Origin of the sequence: Streptosporangium sp. NBC_01469 (genome assembly GCF_036227305.1) — a bacterium.
Classification (GTDB): domain Bacteria; phylum Actinomycetota; class Actinomycetes; order Streptosporangiales; family Streptosporangiaceae; genus Streptosporangium.
In genome coordinates this window covers 6,555,049-6,572,431 of sequence record NZ_CP109465.1, presented here as the reverse complement: position 1 = coordinate 6,572,431, position 17,383 = coordinate 6,555,049, and the positions used below count along the sequence as shown (strand labels likewise).

The following is a 17,383-nucleotide window of genomic DNA, read 5'->3' as shown; positions in this document are numbered from 1 at the left end:
TCACACCTCCGACAGTCGGCCGTAGCGCACGATCACCACGAAGACCGGCGCGCCGAGCACCCCGAGGACCACACCGACCTGCAGCTCCCCGGGGGCGCCCACGACCCGGCCGAGCACGTCGGCCAGCAACAGCACGACCGGCGCCAGGAGCATCGAGTACGGCAGGATCCACCGGTGGTCCGGCCCGCAGAGCGCCCGCGCGAGGTGCGGCACCACCAGCCCGATGAAGACGATCGGCCCGCAGGCCGCCGTGGCCGCGCCGGCGAGTATCGCGACGACCCCGAAGGCGACGGCCCTGGTGAGGCCGACCCGCTGGCCGAGCCCTCGCGCGACGTCCTCGCCGAGCGCGAGCCCGTTGAGCGCCCTGCCCAGGCACAGTGCCGCGACCAGGCCGGCGAGCAGGAACGGCGCGACCCCGGTCAGGATCGGCGCGTACCGGCCGGCGAGCGATCCGACCTGCCAGAAACGCAGCTCGTTCAGCGCGTCGACGTTGGTCATGATGATGCCGGAGGTGACGGAACCGAGGCCGGCGGTGACCGCCGCGCCGGCCAGGGCCAGTTTGACGGGGGTGGCGCCTTCGCGGCCCAGCGACGCGATCGCGTACCCCAGCAGGGTCGCGACGATCGCGCCCGCGAAGGCGAACCAGATGTACACGCCCACGCCCCGGATCCCCAGGACCGTGAACGCGAAGACCACGAGGACGGCCGCGCCGGAGTTGATCCCCATGATCCCGGCATCGGCCAATGGATTGCGCGTGACGCCCTGCAGGATCGCGCCCGCGAGGCCCAGGGCCGCGCCCACCAGGATGCCCAGGAGCGTGCGCGGCACGCGCAGCTCCAGGGTCACCGTACCGGCGATCGACTCGTCGACGTCGAGACCGCCCAGTGCCCGCAGCACGTCGGGCAGGCCGATGTCACGCGAGCCGAGGGTCACGCTGAGGAACGCCACCGCGGCGAGCAGGACGCAGAGCGCAGCGAGCCCGAACCCGAGGACCGGGGCCCGTCGTATTGAAAGTGTGCTGGGCATCGGAGAGGATCAGTCGCCGAGGTTCTCGTCAGCGACCTTGATCGCCTCGGTGAGCTTGTCCACCTCGGTGGCGAAGTCGCCGAACGTGTGCAGCCAGTACGCCGGCCAGGCCGCCACCGCACCGGCCTTGGCCGCCTTGATCTTGAACCAGGTGGGCTGCTTCTTACCCCACTCGGCGTTGACCGTGGGCGTGAAGGACCTGCCGTCCCACAGGATCAGGTCCGGCTGGTACTTGTCGGCGTTCTCCCAGCTGAGGTTCTCCCAGTACGGGAAACCCGGGTCCGGCTTGGCTGGATTGATCACCTTCAGGCCCCAGCGCTGGAAGTCCAGCAGTTCGGGCGCGTACTCGGGGTTGGCGACATACACCTGGTCGTCGGCGGGCGACATGCCGAGGGCCGTCAGCCCGGGTTTGCCCGCGACCGCCGCCTTGAACTTCTCGACGGACTCCTCGAAACGCTTCTTGTTCGCGGCGATCTCGGGAGCGTCCACCTTGGCGCCCAGGCTCTTGGCGAGGCTCTCGTACCCCTCGGCCAGGTCCTCGATGGACTTGCCCTGGGCGACGCCCACCACCGGAGCCAGCTCGGCGAGCTTCTTGCTCTTCTCGTCGGCGCCTTCCTCCAGGCCGCTGTGCGCCTTCTCCGCCGGCCACCAGTCCGCGACGATCAGGTCCGGCCGCAGCGCGGCCGCCTTCTCCACGTCGATCTTCCCCCACTCCTGGCCGAGGATCTCGATCCCGGAAAGGTCGAGGTTCTTCAGGTTGGCGTCGGTCTTGATCGACTCGTCGGCGTAGACGCCGACCGGTTTGATGCCGAACGACATCAGCGCGGCCGCCTCACCCGCGTGCGCGATGATCCGGGTGGGGATCCTGTCGGCCTTGACCGTCTCACCGGAGCCGTTGGTGAACGACCACGGACCGGACGACGAGGGCTGCGTGCCCGCCGAGGGCTGCGTGCCCGGGGAGTTCTGTGCACCGCAGCCGGTGAGCGCGAGGCCCAACGCCGCCACGGCGAGAACCCGACGCGACGTGCGCATGCGGTGTTCCTATCTCGCAAGGGGAAACTTCGCCACAAAGTTAGGTTAGCCTACCCAAAATAGCAACCTCGGGCCCTGGCGACCGCGCACCGACCCCCGGAACGACCACCGGCGTGACGCGGGTCGGGAACGACGAGCGAGGCGCGGAAACCACGGCGGACAAGGGCTTGCCGCCTCTCCGGCGGACGTGATTCACTGACGTCACCCTCGAAACTGTAAGCAAACTTTCCAATAATGGACCTTCCGGTTTGGCGGCTTCCCGTGGCACAACCGCTCTCGTTCGGGCCGGAACGGCTCCGGCTCCCGCACCGGTCCGATCCGCCGGACCGCTCCTCCGCCACCCGTCACCCGTACCGGACGCGCGACGCGTCCGACGCCCACCGGGAGCCCTCGGACGCCCGGCGCGGCGGCGTCCCCGGTGGCGCTTTCGGTGACGTTTTGGGTGACGTTTTCGGTGACGGGGAGCGGCGCCCGGAGTACGCCGAGCGGACGCGGACCGGCGTCCGGCCAAAGATCCGGCCGAAGAGCGGCATCCGGTGACCGCCGCGCGTTTCTCCGGTCTGACGGCGCGCCACGGCCCGTTGACGACGGGCCAGGCCAACATGGTCCGCTGCATGCTCACCGATCCGCCCGAGCACATGAACTACCGCGTCGTGCGGGCCGTCCAGCCGGGCACGACGCTCGCCGTGATCACCGAGGCCGTGATCCGGCTGGTGACCCGGCACGAGTCCCTGCGCACCATCTTCCATGACGACCTCCAGCGGGTCCTGGCCGCCGGAGGCGTGGCCATCGAGGTCCACGACACCGGCGAGCCCCCGGCCGGACCGGACGCGGCCGGGGACCCGGGCGACGCCCCGGTGAGCGTCGGCGGCACGGAGATCGGAGAGGCCGGAGGCGCGGAGGCCGAGACACGCGACACCGACCTCGCGGAGGAGGTCGCGCGGCGGCTCCACGGGACGCGCTTCGCGCTGGACACCGAGATCCCTCTCCGGGTCGCCGTGATCACCTCGGGCGGTGTGCCGCGACAGGCCGTCCTGGTGACCACGCACAGTGCCATGGACGCGGCCGGGCTGGCCGTACTGCTCGGTGAGTGGGACGAACTGCTCCTCGGCAAGCCGCTCGCGCCGGTGACCGCGCCGCAGCCGCTCGATGTCGCGGCGGCCGAGCGCACCCCGGCCGGCCTGCGGCGGTCCGAGGCGGCGCTCCGCTACTGGGAGGGCCACCTGCGCAGGGTGCCCCGGTCAACGCTGACGGTCCCGGTGGACGGCGAGACGGACTGGCTGCTCCCCCGGCTGCGGGTGCGCTCGGTCCCGGCGGCCAGGGCGCTGGGGCGGATCTCCGCGCGTACCGGGGCGAGCCCGTCGGCGGCGGTGCTCGCGGCCCTGGCGGTGCTCGCCGGGGTGCGGGCCCGCCTGCGGACGGTCGTCGTGCTGTCCATCTCGGCGAACCGGTTCCGGCCCGAGCTGCGCGAGTACGTCGGGCCGCTCGCCCAGGACGCGCTGATCCCCGTGGAGGTCGGCGAGGACGGCTTCGACACCGTGCTGCGCGGCGCACGCTCGGCGACGATGGCCGCGTACCAGAACAGCCGGTTCGACTCGGCCGCCCTCATCCGGGTCATGGAGGACGTCCAGCGGGAGCGTGGCCTCTTCTTCGCCCGGGACATCGTGTTCAACGACATGAGCGTCCCCGGCCGGGGCACGCGGGTCAGCCGTACCGGCGAGGACGTTCACTCGGTCTGGCTCCCGCCGGCCACCCTGCCCACGCGCACCTCGCTCTGGGTCCACCGGCTGCACGGCGAGCTCGACGTCACCCTGTGGGCCGACCCGCGCTGCCTGCCCCGCGGCGACACCTCGGCCCTCGGCGAGGGGATCGCCCGGCTGCTCATCGAGGCGGGCGATCGGAACGTGCCACTGACCGAGCTGACCGCCCTCACCGGCGTCGTCCCGGTTCCCCGGGACGACGGCTGGCTGCCGGTCGACGGCTGCTGGGTCCACCTCCCCGAGGTCGAACGCCTGACGACGGACGCGCTCGCGCGGCTGGCCGGCGACGGCGAGGCGACCCCCACCGCCGCGACGGCCGTCATCGCCGAAGCCGACGGGCGGCTCGGGCATCGGCTGGTGTGCTTCACCTCGGCCGGGACCACGCCGGAGGCGCTGCACTCAGCCTGCCTGAGCCTGCTGTTCGGCCGCATGTCGGCCATGGCCCCGCACCACTACGTCGTCTGTGCGACCGCCCCGCCCCCGGGCGCCTCCTGGCAGGATCTGCCGAGAGTCGCCGAGGGCTCCGGACGCTGAGGACGCTGACGCGTTTTACCGGTCCCGGCCCCGATCTGGGGGCGAGGGGGGCCGTCAGGACCAGGGGTCGAAGGGGATGCCGCCGGGCTTGGCGCGCGAGAGGAGGTCCTCGAACCTGCCATTGTTGATCTTGATGGTCGCGGCGCCGAAGTTCGCGTTCATCAGCCTGTCGCGCAGCGAGGTGCTGGGCCAGCCGTTCCAGTCCACGAGCGGAGGGTAGCGCCAGTTGTGGTAGTGGTTCTCCGGCGGCTCGTCATTGCCGTTGGCGAGCCGGAGGAAGTGCGTGGACGCCCCGTCCTTGTGATAGACGACCTTGGGGTGCGACCCGTCGAAGCGCACCTGCGAGCGCGGGTAGGTCACGACGCTGCTGTGTTGCGTGGTCGAAAGGTATTCCACCTGGTTGGACGCCTGGTTGATCCAGGAGATGACGTGTTCCCAGTCGTGACGGTGGCCGCCGAGGCTGATGCCGGACAGCGCCTGGTCCTTCTCGAAGTAACTGGCGTACACGACGGCGCACCAGCCGTTGTTGCACTTGGCGCGGGCGTAGGTCTGTGAGTTGTCCAGGTCCGACTGGTCGCGGCAGTTGCCGTTGACCGCGCCGGTCGGGTTCAGCCCCGGGGCGAGCGTCCCGTCCGGCCCGATGGCGGGGGTGGCGTAGCAGCCGTCGCCGTCGTAGTCGTAGGCCGGTGAGAACGAGGCCTCGTACCCTCCGGCCGACTGGGGCAGGTTGTGCGGCGGATCGGCGTAGGCCGCCGACGCGGGGATCACGACCCCCAGAACGGTGGCGCCGAGCACGATCCCGAACCGGGAACGCCTGCGGGTGAGGAACGTGCGGGAGGACTCGCCCCCCTCTGACACGGTTGCCGACTTCGATGCCTTCGCGGTGGACGTGAATGACGACAGCTTTCGCATTCTTCCGCTTTCTCGAAGAACTGCTCCAAGATCTGACAGGACCTGACAGCGCGTCGGTGTGGTGGAGGCACCGGCGGCGTTCTCCGCGCCGATGTGAGCACATCTCGCACTTTTCCGGCACCACGGAATCATGGAACCGACGCTTGATCAAGTTCCTTGAACCAGATGACGCCGGCATGTATCGGCGACGGTCGAAAGGTGAATCACGAGCGAAGGCTTACGAATCGCCTCCCGGCGAAGCAGGGGCGCCAAGGGCCGGGAGCAACCGCGTCCACCGTGATTTCCCGGACTCCGGTCTCGTCGGCCGGGCCGCGGGTGAGCACGAAATGTTGACTCCCGGCCATGACCGGGCCCGCCCAGCCGCCCCGGGGCGGCACGGTGATCGGCGTCGGCCGCGCCGAGGCGCGCTAGAGGCGCAGCAGGTGGCCGGTCAGGTCGTACAGGCGGCGGGCGGCGGCCGGGTCGAGCGAGGGCAGGGACGGGTCGAGCGGGCGGCGGCGGTCGTAGGCGAGCAGGCCGCCCTCGCCCGGCGGGTCGTCCATCAGCTCGACGATCGGCGCGATGGCCTTCTCGACCGGCTGGGCGGCGAACCTGGCCAGCAGCCTGATGACGGTCCTGGCGGGCTGCTTGAGGTTGTCGGTGCCGCTGTCGGTGAAGCCGGGGTGGTGCAGCAGGTAGCGGGTGCGGGCGTCCGGGTGATTGGCGGCGTACGCGACGCCCAGGAGGTCGGTGGCGCGCCCGCCCTGCAGCATGGCCTTGATGCCGCCGTAGCCCTGCTTGAGCGACAGGTCGTCCCAGTGGACGCGGCCCTTGGTGACGCCGACGCCGCAGACGTTCACGATCATCGGGTTCTCCCCGCGCTCCAGCAGGCCGGTCAGGCCGTAGGCGAGCAGGAAGCGGCTGACGTAGTAGAGGGCGAAGGTGGCCTCGTGACCGTCGGGGGTCTCCACCCGCCGCGGGAAGTGACGGATCGCGGTGGACACCAGGCCGTCCAGCACGTCGTGCCGCGCCCTGATCTCCTTGATCACTCGCACGTTCTCCGCCACCGACGCCAGGTCGGCCCGCAGGAACGCGGCCCGCTCCGCGGCGCCCAGCCCGGCGGCCTCGTCGAGGAGACGCCGCCCCCTGGCCGGGTCGCTGCCCACGACCGTCACCCGGTCACCCCGGCGCAGGAAGTGCAGGGCGAGCCCCCGGCCCATGCCGTTCGTACCGCCCGCCACGACATACGTCCGCATAGTTCACTCCATAAGTCATCGAACGCTGACTTATGGGAACGTAGCACAGCGTCCGCATACAATGTCAACGATCGATGACCGAGCGAGGGAGCCCGCGTTGCCGAAGAGGGACAGGGAGGCCACCCGGGCGCGCCTGCTGGAGGCCGCCAGGCTGCGCTTCGCCCGCGAGGGTTACGACGCCACCAGCGTCCGCGACGTCGCCAGGGACTCCGGGGTCGACGCCACCCTCATCTTCCGCTACTTCGGCTCCAAGAAACAGCTCTTCGACGAGGCCAGCGCCGCCGACCTCCCGGCCGGCCTGCTCGAAGGCCCGCAGGAGGAATTGGTCGCCCGCATGGTGCGCACGGTCGTCGACCACGACTGGACGAAGTACGGCGGCGAGCACCCCCTGGTCGCCATGCTGCGCTCCTCGGCCCACGAGGACGCCCGCCTGCGCATCCGCGAGGAGGTCTGCAACACCTACGTCAACGCCCTGCGGGACCTGGCCGAGGGCGAGGACGCCGAGCTGCGGGCCGAGCTGCTCAGCGCCTGGATGGTCGGCATCGGCATCCTGCGCTCGGTCGTGGGCACCCCCGCCCTGGCCGAGGCGCGGGCCGCCGACCTGGCCCCGCACGTCGCGGCCGTCGCCACGGACCTGCTGGGCCGCCCGATGTCGGGAACCGTGGACCGGGAGGGCGGGTCCGGCCAGACCTGACGTCCCGCCGATTGCGGTCGTCCGGTTTGTCGAAATTCCCCGGATCCGGTTAGGCTCCCCTTAATTAGGACAGGCTAACCTGTTGCAGGCGAGCTCTCCGTCCCCGCCCGTGCAGAGCCGCCACGAAAGAGCCCCCATGCCCCCCGCACCCCGTACAGGTCGGCTCCGGGCCCGCCTGGGTCCACTGGCCCTCACGTGTGCGCCGGGCACCACCGGACAGGCGCGAGCATGACCGGGGCGGGCGTTCTGCGCAGGGCCATGCGGCGTAACGCCGCCCGTCTGGGCGCGGGAACCCTGCTGCTCAGCCTGCACCAGGTGTGCGAGGCGAGCGTGCCGATCCTCATCGGTGTGATCGTCGACCGCGCGATCGGTCCGGGCGACACCGGGTCGCTGCTGTGGTGGCTGGCCGCGCTGGCCGCGCTGTTCACCGCCCTGTCCATGGCCTACCGCCACGGCGCGCGGACCCTCATGCGCGCCATCGCCCACGAGGCCCATCTGCTGCGCCTGGAACTCGCCGCGAAGATCATCGACCCGCGCGGCCTGGACACCGGCCTGCGCACGGGCGAGCTGCTGACGATTTCCTCCAACGACGCCGACAACACCTCCGAACTCCTGGACCACCTGCCGCGCGCGGTCGGGGCGCTGGTCGCGGCGGCGGTGTGCGCCACGACGCTGCTGCTCATCGACATCCCCCTCGGCGTGGCCGTCCTGGTGGCCACTCCCCTGACGCTGCTGGCGCTGCACGTCGGCACGCCGTACATCACCCGGCACGTCGCCGCCCAGCAGGAGCTGGCCGGTCAGGCCGCGTCACTCGCGACCGACCTGGTCAGCGGTGTCCGGCCGCTGCGGGGCATCGGCGCCGAGGCGGCGGCCTCCCGGCGGTACGCGCGGGTCAGCCGGCTCTCGCTGGCGGCCGCGCTGCGGGCCGCCCGTACCCAGGGAATCTACGCGGCCGTCTCCGGCGCGGGCGGTGCGCTGCTGGCGTGCGGGGTCGCGGTGCTCGCGGGATGGTTCGCGCTGCGCGGCCAGATCTCCGCCGGCGAGTTCCTGACTGTGATCGGGCTGGCGCAGTTCCTGATGGAACCCGTAGGTACGCTGACGCTGGTCCCCGGCTGGATGGCCGAGGCGCGCGCCTCGGCCGACCGGGTGGCGCGCGTGGCCGGCGCGCCCGTGGTGCTGCCCGGCGGCCCGCCGCCCGGTGACGCCGGCGCGACGGCCTCGCCGGACGGAGGGACCCCCGGGCTGGAGGTCTCCGGGCTGAGCCACGACGCGCTCACCGGGGTGGACCTGGTGGCCGGGCCGGGCGAGTTCGTCGGCGTCATGGCCCACCGCCCCGCCGACGCCGACGCGCTGGTACGGGTGCTGTCCGGGCGGGTGAGTCCCGCCGAGTACGGCGGAAGCGTACGGATCGGCGGCCGGATGCTCGTCGAACCCCACCACACCGACCTGTTCGAGGGCACCCTCGCCACCAACCTGACCGTGGGCGGCCGGCCGGGGAACCCGGAGGAGCTCGCGGCGGTCCTGGCCGCCTCGGCGGCCGACGACGTGGTCGCCGCCCATCCCGACGGCCTGGAACACCGGGTGGTGGAGCGGGGGGCGAGCCTGTCGGGCGGCCAGCGCCAGCGGGTGGCCCTGGCCAGGGCGCTGCTGGCCCGCCCGCCGATCCTGGTGCTGCACGACCCGACCACCGCCGTGGACGCGGTCACCGAGCAGGACATCGCCCGGGGCCTGCGCTCCCTGCGCCACCCCGAGGGCGATGACACCTTCACCACCGTGGTCGTGACCGGCAGCCCCGCCCTGCTCGCCGCCACCGACCGGGTGTTCGTACTGGACGGCGGCAAGGTGGTCGCCGAGGGATCACACGCCGACCTGGGCGCCACCGACGACGACTACCGGCAGGCGGTACGGCGATGAGCACGCCATGGGAAGGGGACCCGCTCCCGGTCGCGGACGGCGGGGAGACCTGGCGGTGGTTGCGCGCCCACCTGCGCGAGCGCCGCGGCGCGGTGGCCGTGACGCTGCTGGTGGGCGTGCTCGGCGCGACGGCGTCGGTCATCCCCGCCTACGTGATGGGCATCCTCGTCGACCGCGTGCGCGAGCAGTCGGGCACCACCGTGATCGTCGCGGTCGCCGTGGCCATCGCGCTGTCGGCCCTCGTCGGCGGTGCGGCCACCGGCCTCACCTCCTACCTGGTGGCCAGGCTGGGCGGCCAGATCCTGGCCGTCCTTCGCGAGCGTACGGTCGCCAGAGCCCTCACGCTCCCGCTCACCAGGCTGGAACGCGCGGGCAGGGGCGACCTGCTGTCGCGCGTCAGCGCGGACGCCGCCGAGGTCACCAAGGCCGTCTCCGACGTCGTCCCCGGCGTGATCGCCTCGGTCCTGCTCGGCACGCTGAGCCTGGCCGCGATGGTCGGCCTCGACTGGCGGCTCGGCCTGGCGGGCGCCGTCTCGGTGCCGCTGTACACGCTGGCGCTGCGCTGGTATCTCCCCCGGGCCGCCCCCTACTACGCGAGACAGCGCGCCGCGGTCGCCCGCTCGTCGCAGCGGCTGGTGGAGAGCATGCAGGGCGTGCGCACGGTCCACGCCTACCGCCTGGAGAAAGGCCACCTGCGCGCCATCGAGACCGCCTCGCACGACTCGAAAGAGGTGTCGGTGGGGGTGCTGGACCTGTTCACCCGGTTCGTGGGCCGGGTGAACAGGGCCGAGTTCTGCGGCCTGACCACCATCCTGGTCGCCGGCTTCCTGCTGGTCCGCGCGGACGCCGTCACCGTCGGCGAGGCCGCCGCCGCGGCGGTGCTGTTCCACCGGCTGTTCAACCCGATCGGCATGTTGCTGTTCGTCTTCGACGAGGTGCAGGCGGCCGGGGCGAGCCTGGCCAGGCTGGTCGGCGTCGTCCACCTGGAGTCCGAGCCGGAACCCGAGGGGGGACCGGCGCCGGCCGACGCCTCCCTCGACCTGGCCGACGTGCGCTTCAGCTACGACGGCTCCGCCGAGGTCCTGCACGGCGTCACCCTGCGCGTCCCCGCCGGGGCCCGGGTGGCCCTGGTCGGCTCGACGGGCGCGGGCAAGTCGACCCTGGCCGCCGTCGCGGCCGGGTCACTGCGCCCGACCGGCGGCAGCGTGCTGATCGGCGGGGTTCCCCCCTCGTCGCTGAGCACGGCGAGGCTGCGCGGACACGTCGCGATCATCACGCAGGAGACCCACGTCTTCGCCGGGCCCCTCGTCGAGGACCTGCGCCTGGCCCGCCCCGGCGCGACGGCCGAGCAGGTCGCCTCGGCGCTGGAGACGGTCGGGGCACTGCCGTGGGCGCTGGCGTTGCCCGAGGGCCTCGACACCGTGGTCGGGGAGGGCGGCCACGAGGTGTCACCCGCCCAGGCGCAGCAGCTCGCCCTGGCCCGCCTGGTACTGGCCGACCCGGCCGTCGCCGTACTGGACGAGGCCACCGCGGAGGCGGGCAGCATGGGCGCGCGCCTGCTGGAGGACTCGGCCGCCGCGGCCACCCGCGGCAGGACCACCCTGGTCGTGGCGCACCGGCTGACCCAGGCCGTCTCCGCCGATCGTGTCGTCGTCCTGGAGCACGGGCGGATCGTCGAGGAGGGACCCCACGAACGGCTGATCGCCGCCGGAGGCCGTTACGCCCGCCTCTGGGAGGCCTGGGAGTCGCGCTAGAGGGGCGATCTCACGACAGGTCACCGGCCCCGCTCCGGGCCGGAGCCGACCGCCATGATCTTGCCCGCGAACTCGGGGCGGGTCTTCTTCGCCTCGGAGTTCAGCCCGGCGGAGAAGGGGAAATCCCGGCCGGATTTCGCTGACCTGCGTGATCCCGGTATCCGGGTACGAGGTTCACGCATCCGGCCGCGACGGCCGGAGGCATGATCGCTGTTTCGGTCTTCTCGGCGGGCCACCCGGCTGACAGGATGTCGTTCGTGACCCCTACGGCGTCGGCGCTGCGCGTGCCACGGGCCGTCGTCTTCGCGACGATGTGCCTCGTGGTCTCCGCGGGCGGCCACGCCCTGGCCGGGGGCGGCCTGATCCCGCCACACCTCGCCGTTCTCGGCGCGCTGGTCGCCTTCTGCGTGGCGTACGCGCTGAACGGGCGCGAGCGCGGGGTGGAGGTCGTGCTCGGCGCGACCACCGGCGCGCAGATCCTGCTGCACGAGCTGTTCGGCCGCGCCGCGCCCGCGCCGCAGACGACGCTCTCCGCCGAGCACGGCCATTCCGGCCTGGGCATGACGGTGATCCATCTCGCGGTGGCGCTGGGCACCGGGTGGTGGCTGCATCGCGGCGAGAGCGCGGTGTGGCTGATGATCCGCCTGTACGGCGGGCCGAGGCCGCTGATCCGGCTGTTGCTCGCCGTCCCCGCCGAGGTGGCCTCGCCGGTGTGGCGGGCCGTTCCGGCCGCCGAGGTACGGCCGTACGGCGGCTGGGAGATCCTGCCGGTGCTGCGGCGGCGCGGCCCGCCCGTGCCGCGACACGCCGGCTGAAGGACCTGGAGGAAGGGTCCGGCGGGCGGCGTGCCCCCGTGACCACGACGCCCTCCTTTCTCCTTCCCACCGGAGGCGTCCCTTCCGTTCTCGCCGGTCCGCGCCGAGGGCACGGCGAGAGGTTTCCTCTGGAGCCCACGATGGCGTCCCCGCCACGATCCGCCCGCACGACCGCTGTCACCGCCCCGTACCGCGCCGTCTCCGTCCTGCCCGCCGCGCCCGCGGTGGCCGGGGCGGGCATCGGGTCGCGGACCGCTCGCCGGGACCGTCCCGGCGGCGCGGAGTGATCCGCCGGCCATGCCCGCAAACCTGACGTTACGTCTCGCCCGCGCCGCGACCTTCGCCGTGGTGTGCCTGGGGCTCGGCGTGCTCGCCCACGTCTCCGGCGGCGGCGTCGTCTCCGCCCCGGCGGCGGCGTGCGCCCTGGCGCTGGCGTTCCTGGCGGCACTGCCCGCGACCGGCGGCGAGCGCGGCCTGGCGACGATCTGGCCGTTGCTGGCGGCCACGCAGGTGGCACTGCACCTGCTCTTCTCCACGGTTCACCTCATCGCGCCACTGGCCGAGACCGGCGGGCACGCGCATTCGGGTTCCGGGCTGGTCCCCGGACTGGGCATGGTGGTGGCGCACGGCTGGGCGGGAGCGCTGGCCGCGCTGTGGCTGGCGCGCGGCGAGGCCGCGCTCTGGGCGGTGCTGCGCCGCCTCGCCGTCCGGCTGCGCCGCCTGCTGAGGATCCGGTGCGGCCGGACAGCCGCGCCCGCCCGCCCGTGGCGTGCGACCTCCCCCGCGCCGCCGCTCCCGCGGTCCGCGCTGTTGCGGTACGCGCTCGGCGGGCGGGCCCCGCCGCCCCCGATCCGCGGCTGAGCCGCCCCCCTCACGGGCCCGCCCCTTACCGGCGGTCCCGTCTCCTCACGGTGCCCTCCCGGGCGGACCTGGTCCGCCCGGCCGCCGCCGTGCCCCTACCCCCCCGACCCGGAGTACGCCCATGCCCGTCCCTCCTCCCGACTCCCCTCCCGGCTCCCCGGTGAGCGCCGCCGGCCTGCGCCTGTCCGCCGTGAGCTGCCGGCACGGCAGGCTCCTCGCGGTGGACGCCGTCGACCTGACACTCTCCCCCGGCGAGCATCTGGCCATCACCGGCACCAACGGCTCGGGCAAGAGCACGCTGCTGCGCGCGCTGCTCGGACTGCACCGCGAGGTCTCCGGTGTGATCGAGGTCTCCGGACGGCGGGCGCGCACGCCGGCCGACTGGACCCGCCGCCGCGCCGAGGTCGCCTGGATCCCGCAGCGGCAGGCCGCCGGACGCTTCCCGCTGCTGGTCCGCGAACTGCTGGCCAGCGGCGGACACGCCGAGCGGGCGTTCGCCGCGGCCGGGGACCTGGGGGTGGCCGCCCTGCTGGACCGCCCCCTGGCCACCCTTTCGGGTGGCCAGCTGCAGCGCGCCTACCTGGCGCGGGCGCTGGGACAGGTCGCGGCCGGGGCGGGGCTGGTGCTCGCCGACGAGCCGACCGCGGCCCTGGACTTCGCCGGTCAGGAGCAGGTCGCCGGCGTGCTGGCCGCTCTGGCGGTGAGCGTGGTGGTGGTCACCCACGACCGGGTGGTCGCCCAGGCGTGCGGGCGGGTGGCCGAGATGGCCGCCGGGCGGCTGCGGGAGGTCCGGTGAACTCGATCTGGACGCTGCTGGAGATCCCCTCGGTCCGGCTGGCCCTGCTGGCGCTGCTGCTCGGCTCGGTGGCGCTGCCGATCGTCGGGGTGTTCATCGTGGGGCTGGACATCATGCCGGTCCGTTTCGCGATGATGCACGTCGCGCTGCTGGGCATCGCGATCGGCCTGCTGACCGGCCTGGACCCGCTGCTGTGCGCGCTGGTGCTGTGCGCGCTGACCGGCGGCGCGCTCACCCCGCTGGCCCGCAGCAGCGCGGGGTTGTCAGGGGCGATGGGCCTGCTGATGACACTGGCCATCGCGGCGGCGCTGCTGGTGCTGTCGATCTCCGGGGTGAACGCCAACGGGGCGTTCGAGCTGCTGTGGGGATCGATCCTGGCGACCCGCCCCGGGGACGTGGCCGCGCTCGCCGTCCTGGCCGTGCTCGTCCCGGTGCTGTACGGGCTGCGCAGAAAGGACCTGGCCCTGCTGCTGCACGACCGTGAGCTGGCCGTCTGCTCGGGGGTGGCCGTGGAGCGGCTCACGCTCGTCCTGCTGGTGGTGATCGCGGTGGCGATCGCCTCGGCCATCCGGCTGACCGGGGCGCTGCTGGTCGACGCGCTCACCCTGCTGCCCGCCCTGGCCGCGCGCCGGGTCGGCCGGTCGCTGTCGGCCATGGTCGGCTGGTCGGTCGTCTTCGGGCTCGCCTTCAACCTGGGCGGCTTCCTGCTCGCCCTGCTCCTCGACCTCCCGCCCGGCCCGGTGCTGGTGCTGGTCGGCGGGCTCTGCACGGTCCTCCTCTACTCGATCCCGGAAAGGATCCTCACGAAATGATCATCTTGCGCCGATTCCGTCTCACCGCCCCGGCCGCCGTCGCCGCGCTGGCCATGCTGGTCACGGCCGCCTGCGGGAGCACCCGGGAGACCTCCCCCGCGGCTTCGCCCTCGGAGGGCGGCCTGAAGGTCGTCGCCGCCTCCACCTGGGAGGCGGGATTCGCCAAGGCCGCGGGTGCGACCGACATCACGGTGATCGTCCCGCCCGGCGTGCACCACGCCGCCGACTACGATCCCAAGCCCTCGGACCTGGCCACGGTGGCCGAGGCCGACGTGGTGCTGTACGCCGCCTTCGAAGGCTTCGCCGGCAGGCTCAAGGAGGCCGCCGGATCCGGGGCCAAGCTGATCGAGGTCTCCCTGGACAACGCCCCCGACAAGGTCAAGGCCGAGGTGCGGCGCCTGGGAGGCGAGTTCGGCACCGCCCGGGCCGCCGAGGCGTGGACCGCGGCCTTCGACACCGAGTACGCCGCGTTGAAGGAGAAGGTCACCGCCGCCACCGGGGGCACCGCGCCGGTGATCGTCTCGCAGGCGTTCGTGGCCTGGGCAGCCGACCTGGCCGGTACCCGGCCCGCCGGGGTGTTCGGCCCGCAGCCGCCCACCGCCGGCCAGATCTCCGAGCTGGCCGCGAAGAAGCCCCGGCTGGTGCTCGACAACTCCGCCATGCCCGGCGGGGACGCGCTGTCCGGCGTGCGGGCCGAGCGCGTGGTCATCGACAACTTCCCCGGCCGGGGGCTGGATCTGATCGCCGTGTACCGGGCAGGCGCCGACGCGCTGGCCGCGGCCCTGGGCTGACCGCTCGGGCGGGGCGGCTTCGCGCGAGCCGCCCCGCGTTCCTCCGGTTTTCAGAGAAGGAGGCACGTGGACGTTCCCGTGCTCGCCGCCGCTCCGCTCCCCGGACGTGCCGAAACCGCCGTCGCGCCGGCTGCTCAGCAGCTGAAGGGACTGATCACTCCGGTGAGGATCGCCAGGCCCACGGCCAGGAAGAAGTCGCCCCACACCAGTTCGTGGCGGGTGGCCACGCCGTGCTCGAGGTCGTAGCACCCGTCCAGGAGGCGGCCGTCGCGCAGGTGCGCCGTGACCAGTTCGCGCAGCACGGCGACGGCGCGCTCCCGCAGCCGGGCCGCCGTCCGCGGGCGGGTGGCGAAGGCTCGCGCGGCCAGTTTGAGGGCGGCCACGGCCTCGATCGCGGCCGCCGAGGTGTCGGGGGGGCCGCCGGGACGTGCCGGGGGGACGGCGGGCGAGGTCGCCGCGAACCGGCCGGCTACCCGGGGGTGGCCCAGCAGCTCGCGTCGCGCCGCCTCGTCACCGGCGTCGGCGACCGCGAGCGACAGCCACGCCACCGTACGGCTCCAGCCGGGCGCCGGATCGCGATGGTGCTCCCAGGTGCCGTCCGGCCGCGCCCGCCAGGCCGGGCGCGGTTCCCGCTCCCCGAGCGTCAGCCCGAGTTGCAGTCGGAGCTGGTCGCGGGCGGCGGTGATCCCGCCGGGTCCTCGCAGGCGCAGGAGTTGCGGGAGGCCGGGCAGCCCGTCGACCCGGGCCACCTCGCGGGGGCCGCCGAACGCGCCGCCCCAGGGCACCAGCCCGAGCCCGGGGTCGTAGGCGTCCAGGCAGGCCCGCGCCGCACGGTCGCGAAGCTCCACCGCCGCGGCGTCCCCGCCCATCACGCCGAACGCGGTGCCGTACCAGAGGATCAGGCCCCGGGTCGCGGTGTCGGCCTCGATCCAGGGGGCGAGCAGCGCGGTGCGGCCGGTCGCGGCGGCCCGGTCGGCGGGATCGCCGCTCACGATCGCCCGCAGCCAGAGCAGGCCCGCCCAGAAACCGCCGGTCCATGACCCGCGGGCGGTGGTCGTCCAGTGGCCGGAGCCGGGATCGGCGTGCAGCGGCCACCGCCCGGCCACTTCGGCTTCGGTGGTCCCCACCCGGACGAGAATCTCTGCCAGTGCCGTCCGCGCCCAGATCATCGGCGCGCCCCGGCCCGCAACCGCAGCGGTGCCGCGACGGCGGCGGCGACCGCGAACTCGGCGGCCACCAGCACCCAGCCCGGCCCGTACCCCGCGGCCTCGACGAGGACGGCGAACAAAGGTGGCCCGGCGGCGAATCCGGCGAAGAAGCCCGCCGAGACGAGCGCGGAGTCGCGACCGGCGCCACGAGGGTCGGCGCGCTTGATCACGGCGACCATCGTGACCGCGTTGCCCGCGACGGCGAAGGCGCCGACGGCCGCCGCCCCCGCCCAGACCAGGATGGGGGCCGACGAGGCCGCCGCGAGCAGCAGGGCGGCCCCGCACGCTCCCGCCGCGAGGGGGGCCAGAAGTACTTCGGCCCGGCCCGGACGGCCGGCCCGCCGCGACCAGCCGACCCGGCCCGCCACGCCGGTGACGCCCAGCGTGGCGATCAGCCACGCCGCCACGACCGGTCCCAGTTCCAGCCGCTCGACCCCGAAGAGCGCGAGGTAGGTGTTCACCGCGGCGATCCCGCAGCCGAGCAGGAAGGAGAACAGCGCCAGCCGGCCGACGCGGGCGCGCGGCACGTCCCGGGGTGGCGGAGCCTGCGCGGGGCCGGGGTCGGGCGGCAGCGCGCGAAGGGCCCAGCAGGCGATGAGGACGGCGAGCGCGGCGGCCGTCCACACCGAGCCGCGCCATCCCGTCCAGGCGGCGAGCGCCGCCAGCGGCAGTCCCGCCGCGAGGGCGCCGAACTGCACCCCGGACTGTTTCCAGCCGGTGACCGCGCCGCGCCCGGCCGGTTCGACCACCGCCACGATGATCTTGTTGGTGGCGGGGTTGGCCAGCGCCTGCGGCAGCCCGCCCAGGGCCACCGCCGCCAGCAGGACGAATGTGTTCGAGGCGGCGCCGATCAGGGCCAGCGCCACCGCGGCCAGCAGCAGCAGGGCGACCAGGCAGCGGCGGGCGCCCAGCCGGTCCACCCAGCGACCGGCGGTGAGCGAGAGCAACGCGGCGACCCCGAACCCGGCGGTCGTGGTCAGGCCGATCGCCGTACGGGAGATGCCCGCCTCCCCGACCAGGCGCGGGCCGAGCGCGCCGATCAGGAAGAGCTGAAGCATCGACACGCCCATGGCCGCGGTGAGCAGGACGGTCACCCACCGTTCCCCGGCCGTACCGCGTCCTGGGCGTCCTGGGCGTGCCGGTCGTTCCAGCCGCATCGCGGCCTCCTTCCCCTCGCGGAGTCCTCGCGACGACCGCGCTCCAGACAGTCGCCCGCGGATCCGCCGGGGTTCCCGTGAC

The 17,383-nt window shown here is 73.7% G+C and carries 16 protein-coding genes; 10 read left to right on the top strand and 6 right to left on the bottom strand.

Annotated features, from left to right (window positions below):
- Positions 1-1,026, bottom strand: a complete 1,026-nt coding sequence (locus OG587_RS28830; protein ID WP_329080638.1) for a FecCD family ABC transporter permease — start codon at positions 1,024-1,026, stop codon at positions 1-3.
- Positions 1,027-1,035: 9 nt separating this feature from the next.
- A complete protein-coding gene (locus OG587_RS28825) occupies positions 1,036-2,058 on the bottom strand; it encodes an ABC transporter substrate-binding protein (RefSeq protein WP_329080637.1) in 1,023 nt (340 codons plus the stop codon).
- A gap of 536 nt (positions 2,059-2,594) precedes the next feature.
- Here OG587_RS28825 and OG587_RS28820 point away from each other — a divergent pair.
- Positions 2,595-4,352 (top strand): hypothetical protein, encoded by a 1,758-nt coding sequence (locus OG587_RS28820; protein WP_329080635.1) that lies wholly within the window; start codon positions 2,595-2,597, stop codon positions 4,350-4,352.
- 54 nt (positions 4,353-4,406) lie between these two features.
- Here the strand turns inward: OG587_RS28820 and OG587_RS28815 are convergent, their stop codons facing one another.
- Together OG587_RS28815 and OG587_RS28810 are read right to left on the bottom strand one after the other, a co-directional pair.
- Positions 4,407-5,210, bottom strand: coding sequence for an NPP1 family protein (locus OG587_RS28815; protein ID WP_329080633.1), 804 nt, complete (start codon positions 5,208-5,210; stop codon positions 4,407-4,409).
- A 461-nt stretch (positions 5,211-5,671) separates the two neighbouring features.
- A complete protein-coding gene (locus tag OG587_RS28810; protein ID WP_329080631.1) occupies positions 5,672-6,499 on the bottom strand; it encodes an SDR family NAD(P)-dependent oxidoreductase in 828 nt (275 codons plus the stop codon).
- Between the two features lie 97 nt (positions 6,500-6,596).
- On the opposite strand from OG587_RS28810, the gene OG587_RS28805 reads away from it, so the two are divergent.
- From OG587_RS28805 to OG587_RS28765, 9 genes are all read left to right on the top strand, one after another.
- Positions 6,597-7,193 carry a TetR/AcrR family transcriptional regulator gene (locus OG587_RS28805; RefSeq protein WP_329080629.1) on the top strand — a complete coding sequence of 199 codons (597 nt, stop codon included), beginning with the start codon at positions 6,597-6,599 and terminating at the stop codon, positions 7,191-7,193.
- A gap of 228 nt (positions 7,194-7,421) precedes the next feature.
- Positions 7,422-9,107 (top strand): ABC transporter ATP-binding protein, encoded by a 1,686-nt coding sequence (locus OG587_RS28800; protein ID WP_329080627.1) that lies wholly within the window; start codon positions 7,422-7,424, stop codon positions 9,105-9,107.
- Positions 9,104-10,861, top strand: coding sequence for an ABC transporter ATP-binding protein (locus tag OG587_RS28795; RefSeq protein ID WP_329080626.1), 1,758 nt, complete (start codon positions 9,104-9,106; stop codon positions 10,859-10,861). Before OG587_RS28800 ends, OG587_RS28795 begins: the two co-directional genes overlap by 4 nt.
- Positions 10,862-11,118: 257 nt before the next feature.
- Entirely contained in the window at positions 11,119-11,676 is a 558-nt protein-coding gene (locus tag OG587_RS28790) for a hypothetical protein (RefSeq protein ID WP_329080625.1), read from the top strand.
- A 140-nt stretch (positions 11,677-11,816) separates the two neighbouring features.
- Positions 11,817-11,963, top strand: coding sequence for a hypothetical protein (locus tag OG587_RS28785; protein WP_329080623.1), 147 nt, complete (start codon positions 11,817-11,819; stop codon positions 11,961-11,963).
- A 10-nt stretch (positions 11,964-11,973) separates the two neighbouring features.
- A complete protein-coding gene (locus tag OG587_RS28780; protein ID WP_329080621.1) occupies positions 11,974-12,537 on the top strand; it encodes an MFS transporter in 564 nt (187 codons plus the stop codon).
- A gap of 121 nt (positions 12,538-12,658) precedes the next feature.
- Complete coding sequence (locus OG587_RS28775) at positions 12,659-13,333, top strand: ATP-binding cassette domain-containing protein (RefSeq protein WP_329080620.1); 675 nt, start codon at positions 12,659-12,661, stop codon at positions 13,331-13,333.
- Positions 13,330-14,145, top strand: a complete 816-nt coding sequence (locus tag OG587_RS28770; RefSeq protein ID WP_329080618.1) for a metal ABC transporter permease — start codon at positions 13,330-13,332, stop codon at positions 14,143-14,145. Before OG587_RS28775 ends, OG587_RS28770 begins: the two co-directional genes overlap by 4 nt.
- Positions 14,142-14,936, top strand: coding sequence for a metal ABC transporter solute-binding protein, Zn/Mn family (locus OG587_RS28765; RefSeq protein ID WP_329080617.1), 795 nt, complete (start codon positions 14,142-14,144; stop codon positions 14,934-14,936). The genes OG587_RS28770 and OG587_RS28765 overlap by 4 nt, the downstream gene beginning before the upstream one ends.
- 134 nt (positions 14,937-15,070) lie before the next feature.
- Here the strand turns inward: OG587_RS28765 and OG587_RS28760 are convergent, their stop codons facing one another.
- Both OG587_RS28760 and OG587_RS28755 read right to left on the bottom strand, forming a co-directional pair.
- Positions 15,071-16,063, bottom strand: a complete 993-nt coding sequence (locus tag OG587_RS28760) for a hypothetical protein (RefSeq protein WP_329080615.1) — start codon at positions 16,061-16,063, stop codon at positions 15,071-15,073.
- 38 nt (positions 16,064-16,101) lie between these two features.
- Complete coding sequence (locus OG587_RS28755; RefSeq protein ID WP_329080613.1) at positions 16,102-17,301, bottom strand: MFS transporter; 1,200 nt, start codon at positions 17,299-17,301, stop codon at positions 16,102-16,104.
- Positions 17,302-17,383 lie beyond the last annotated feature (82 nt).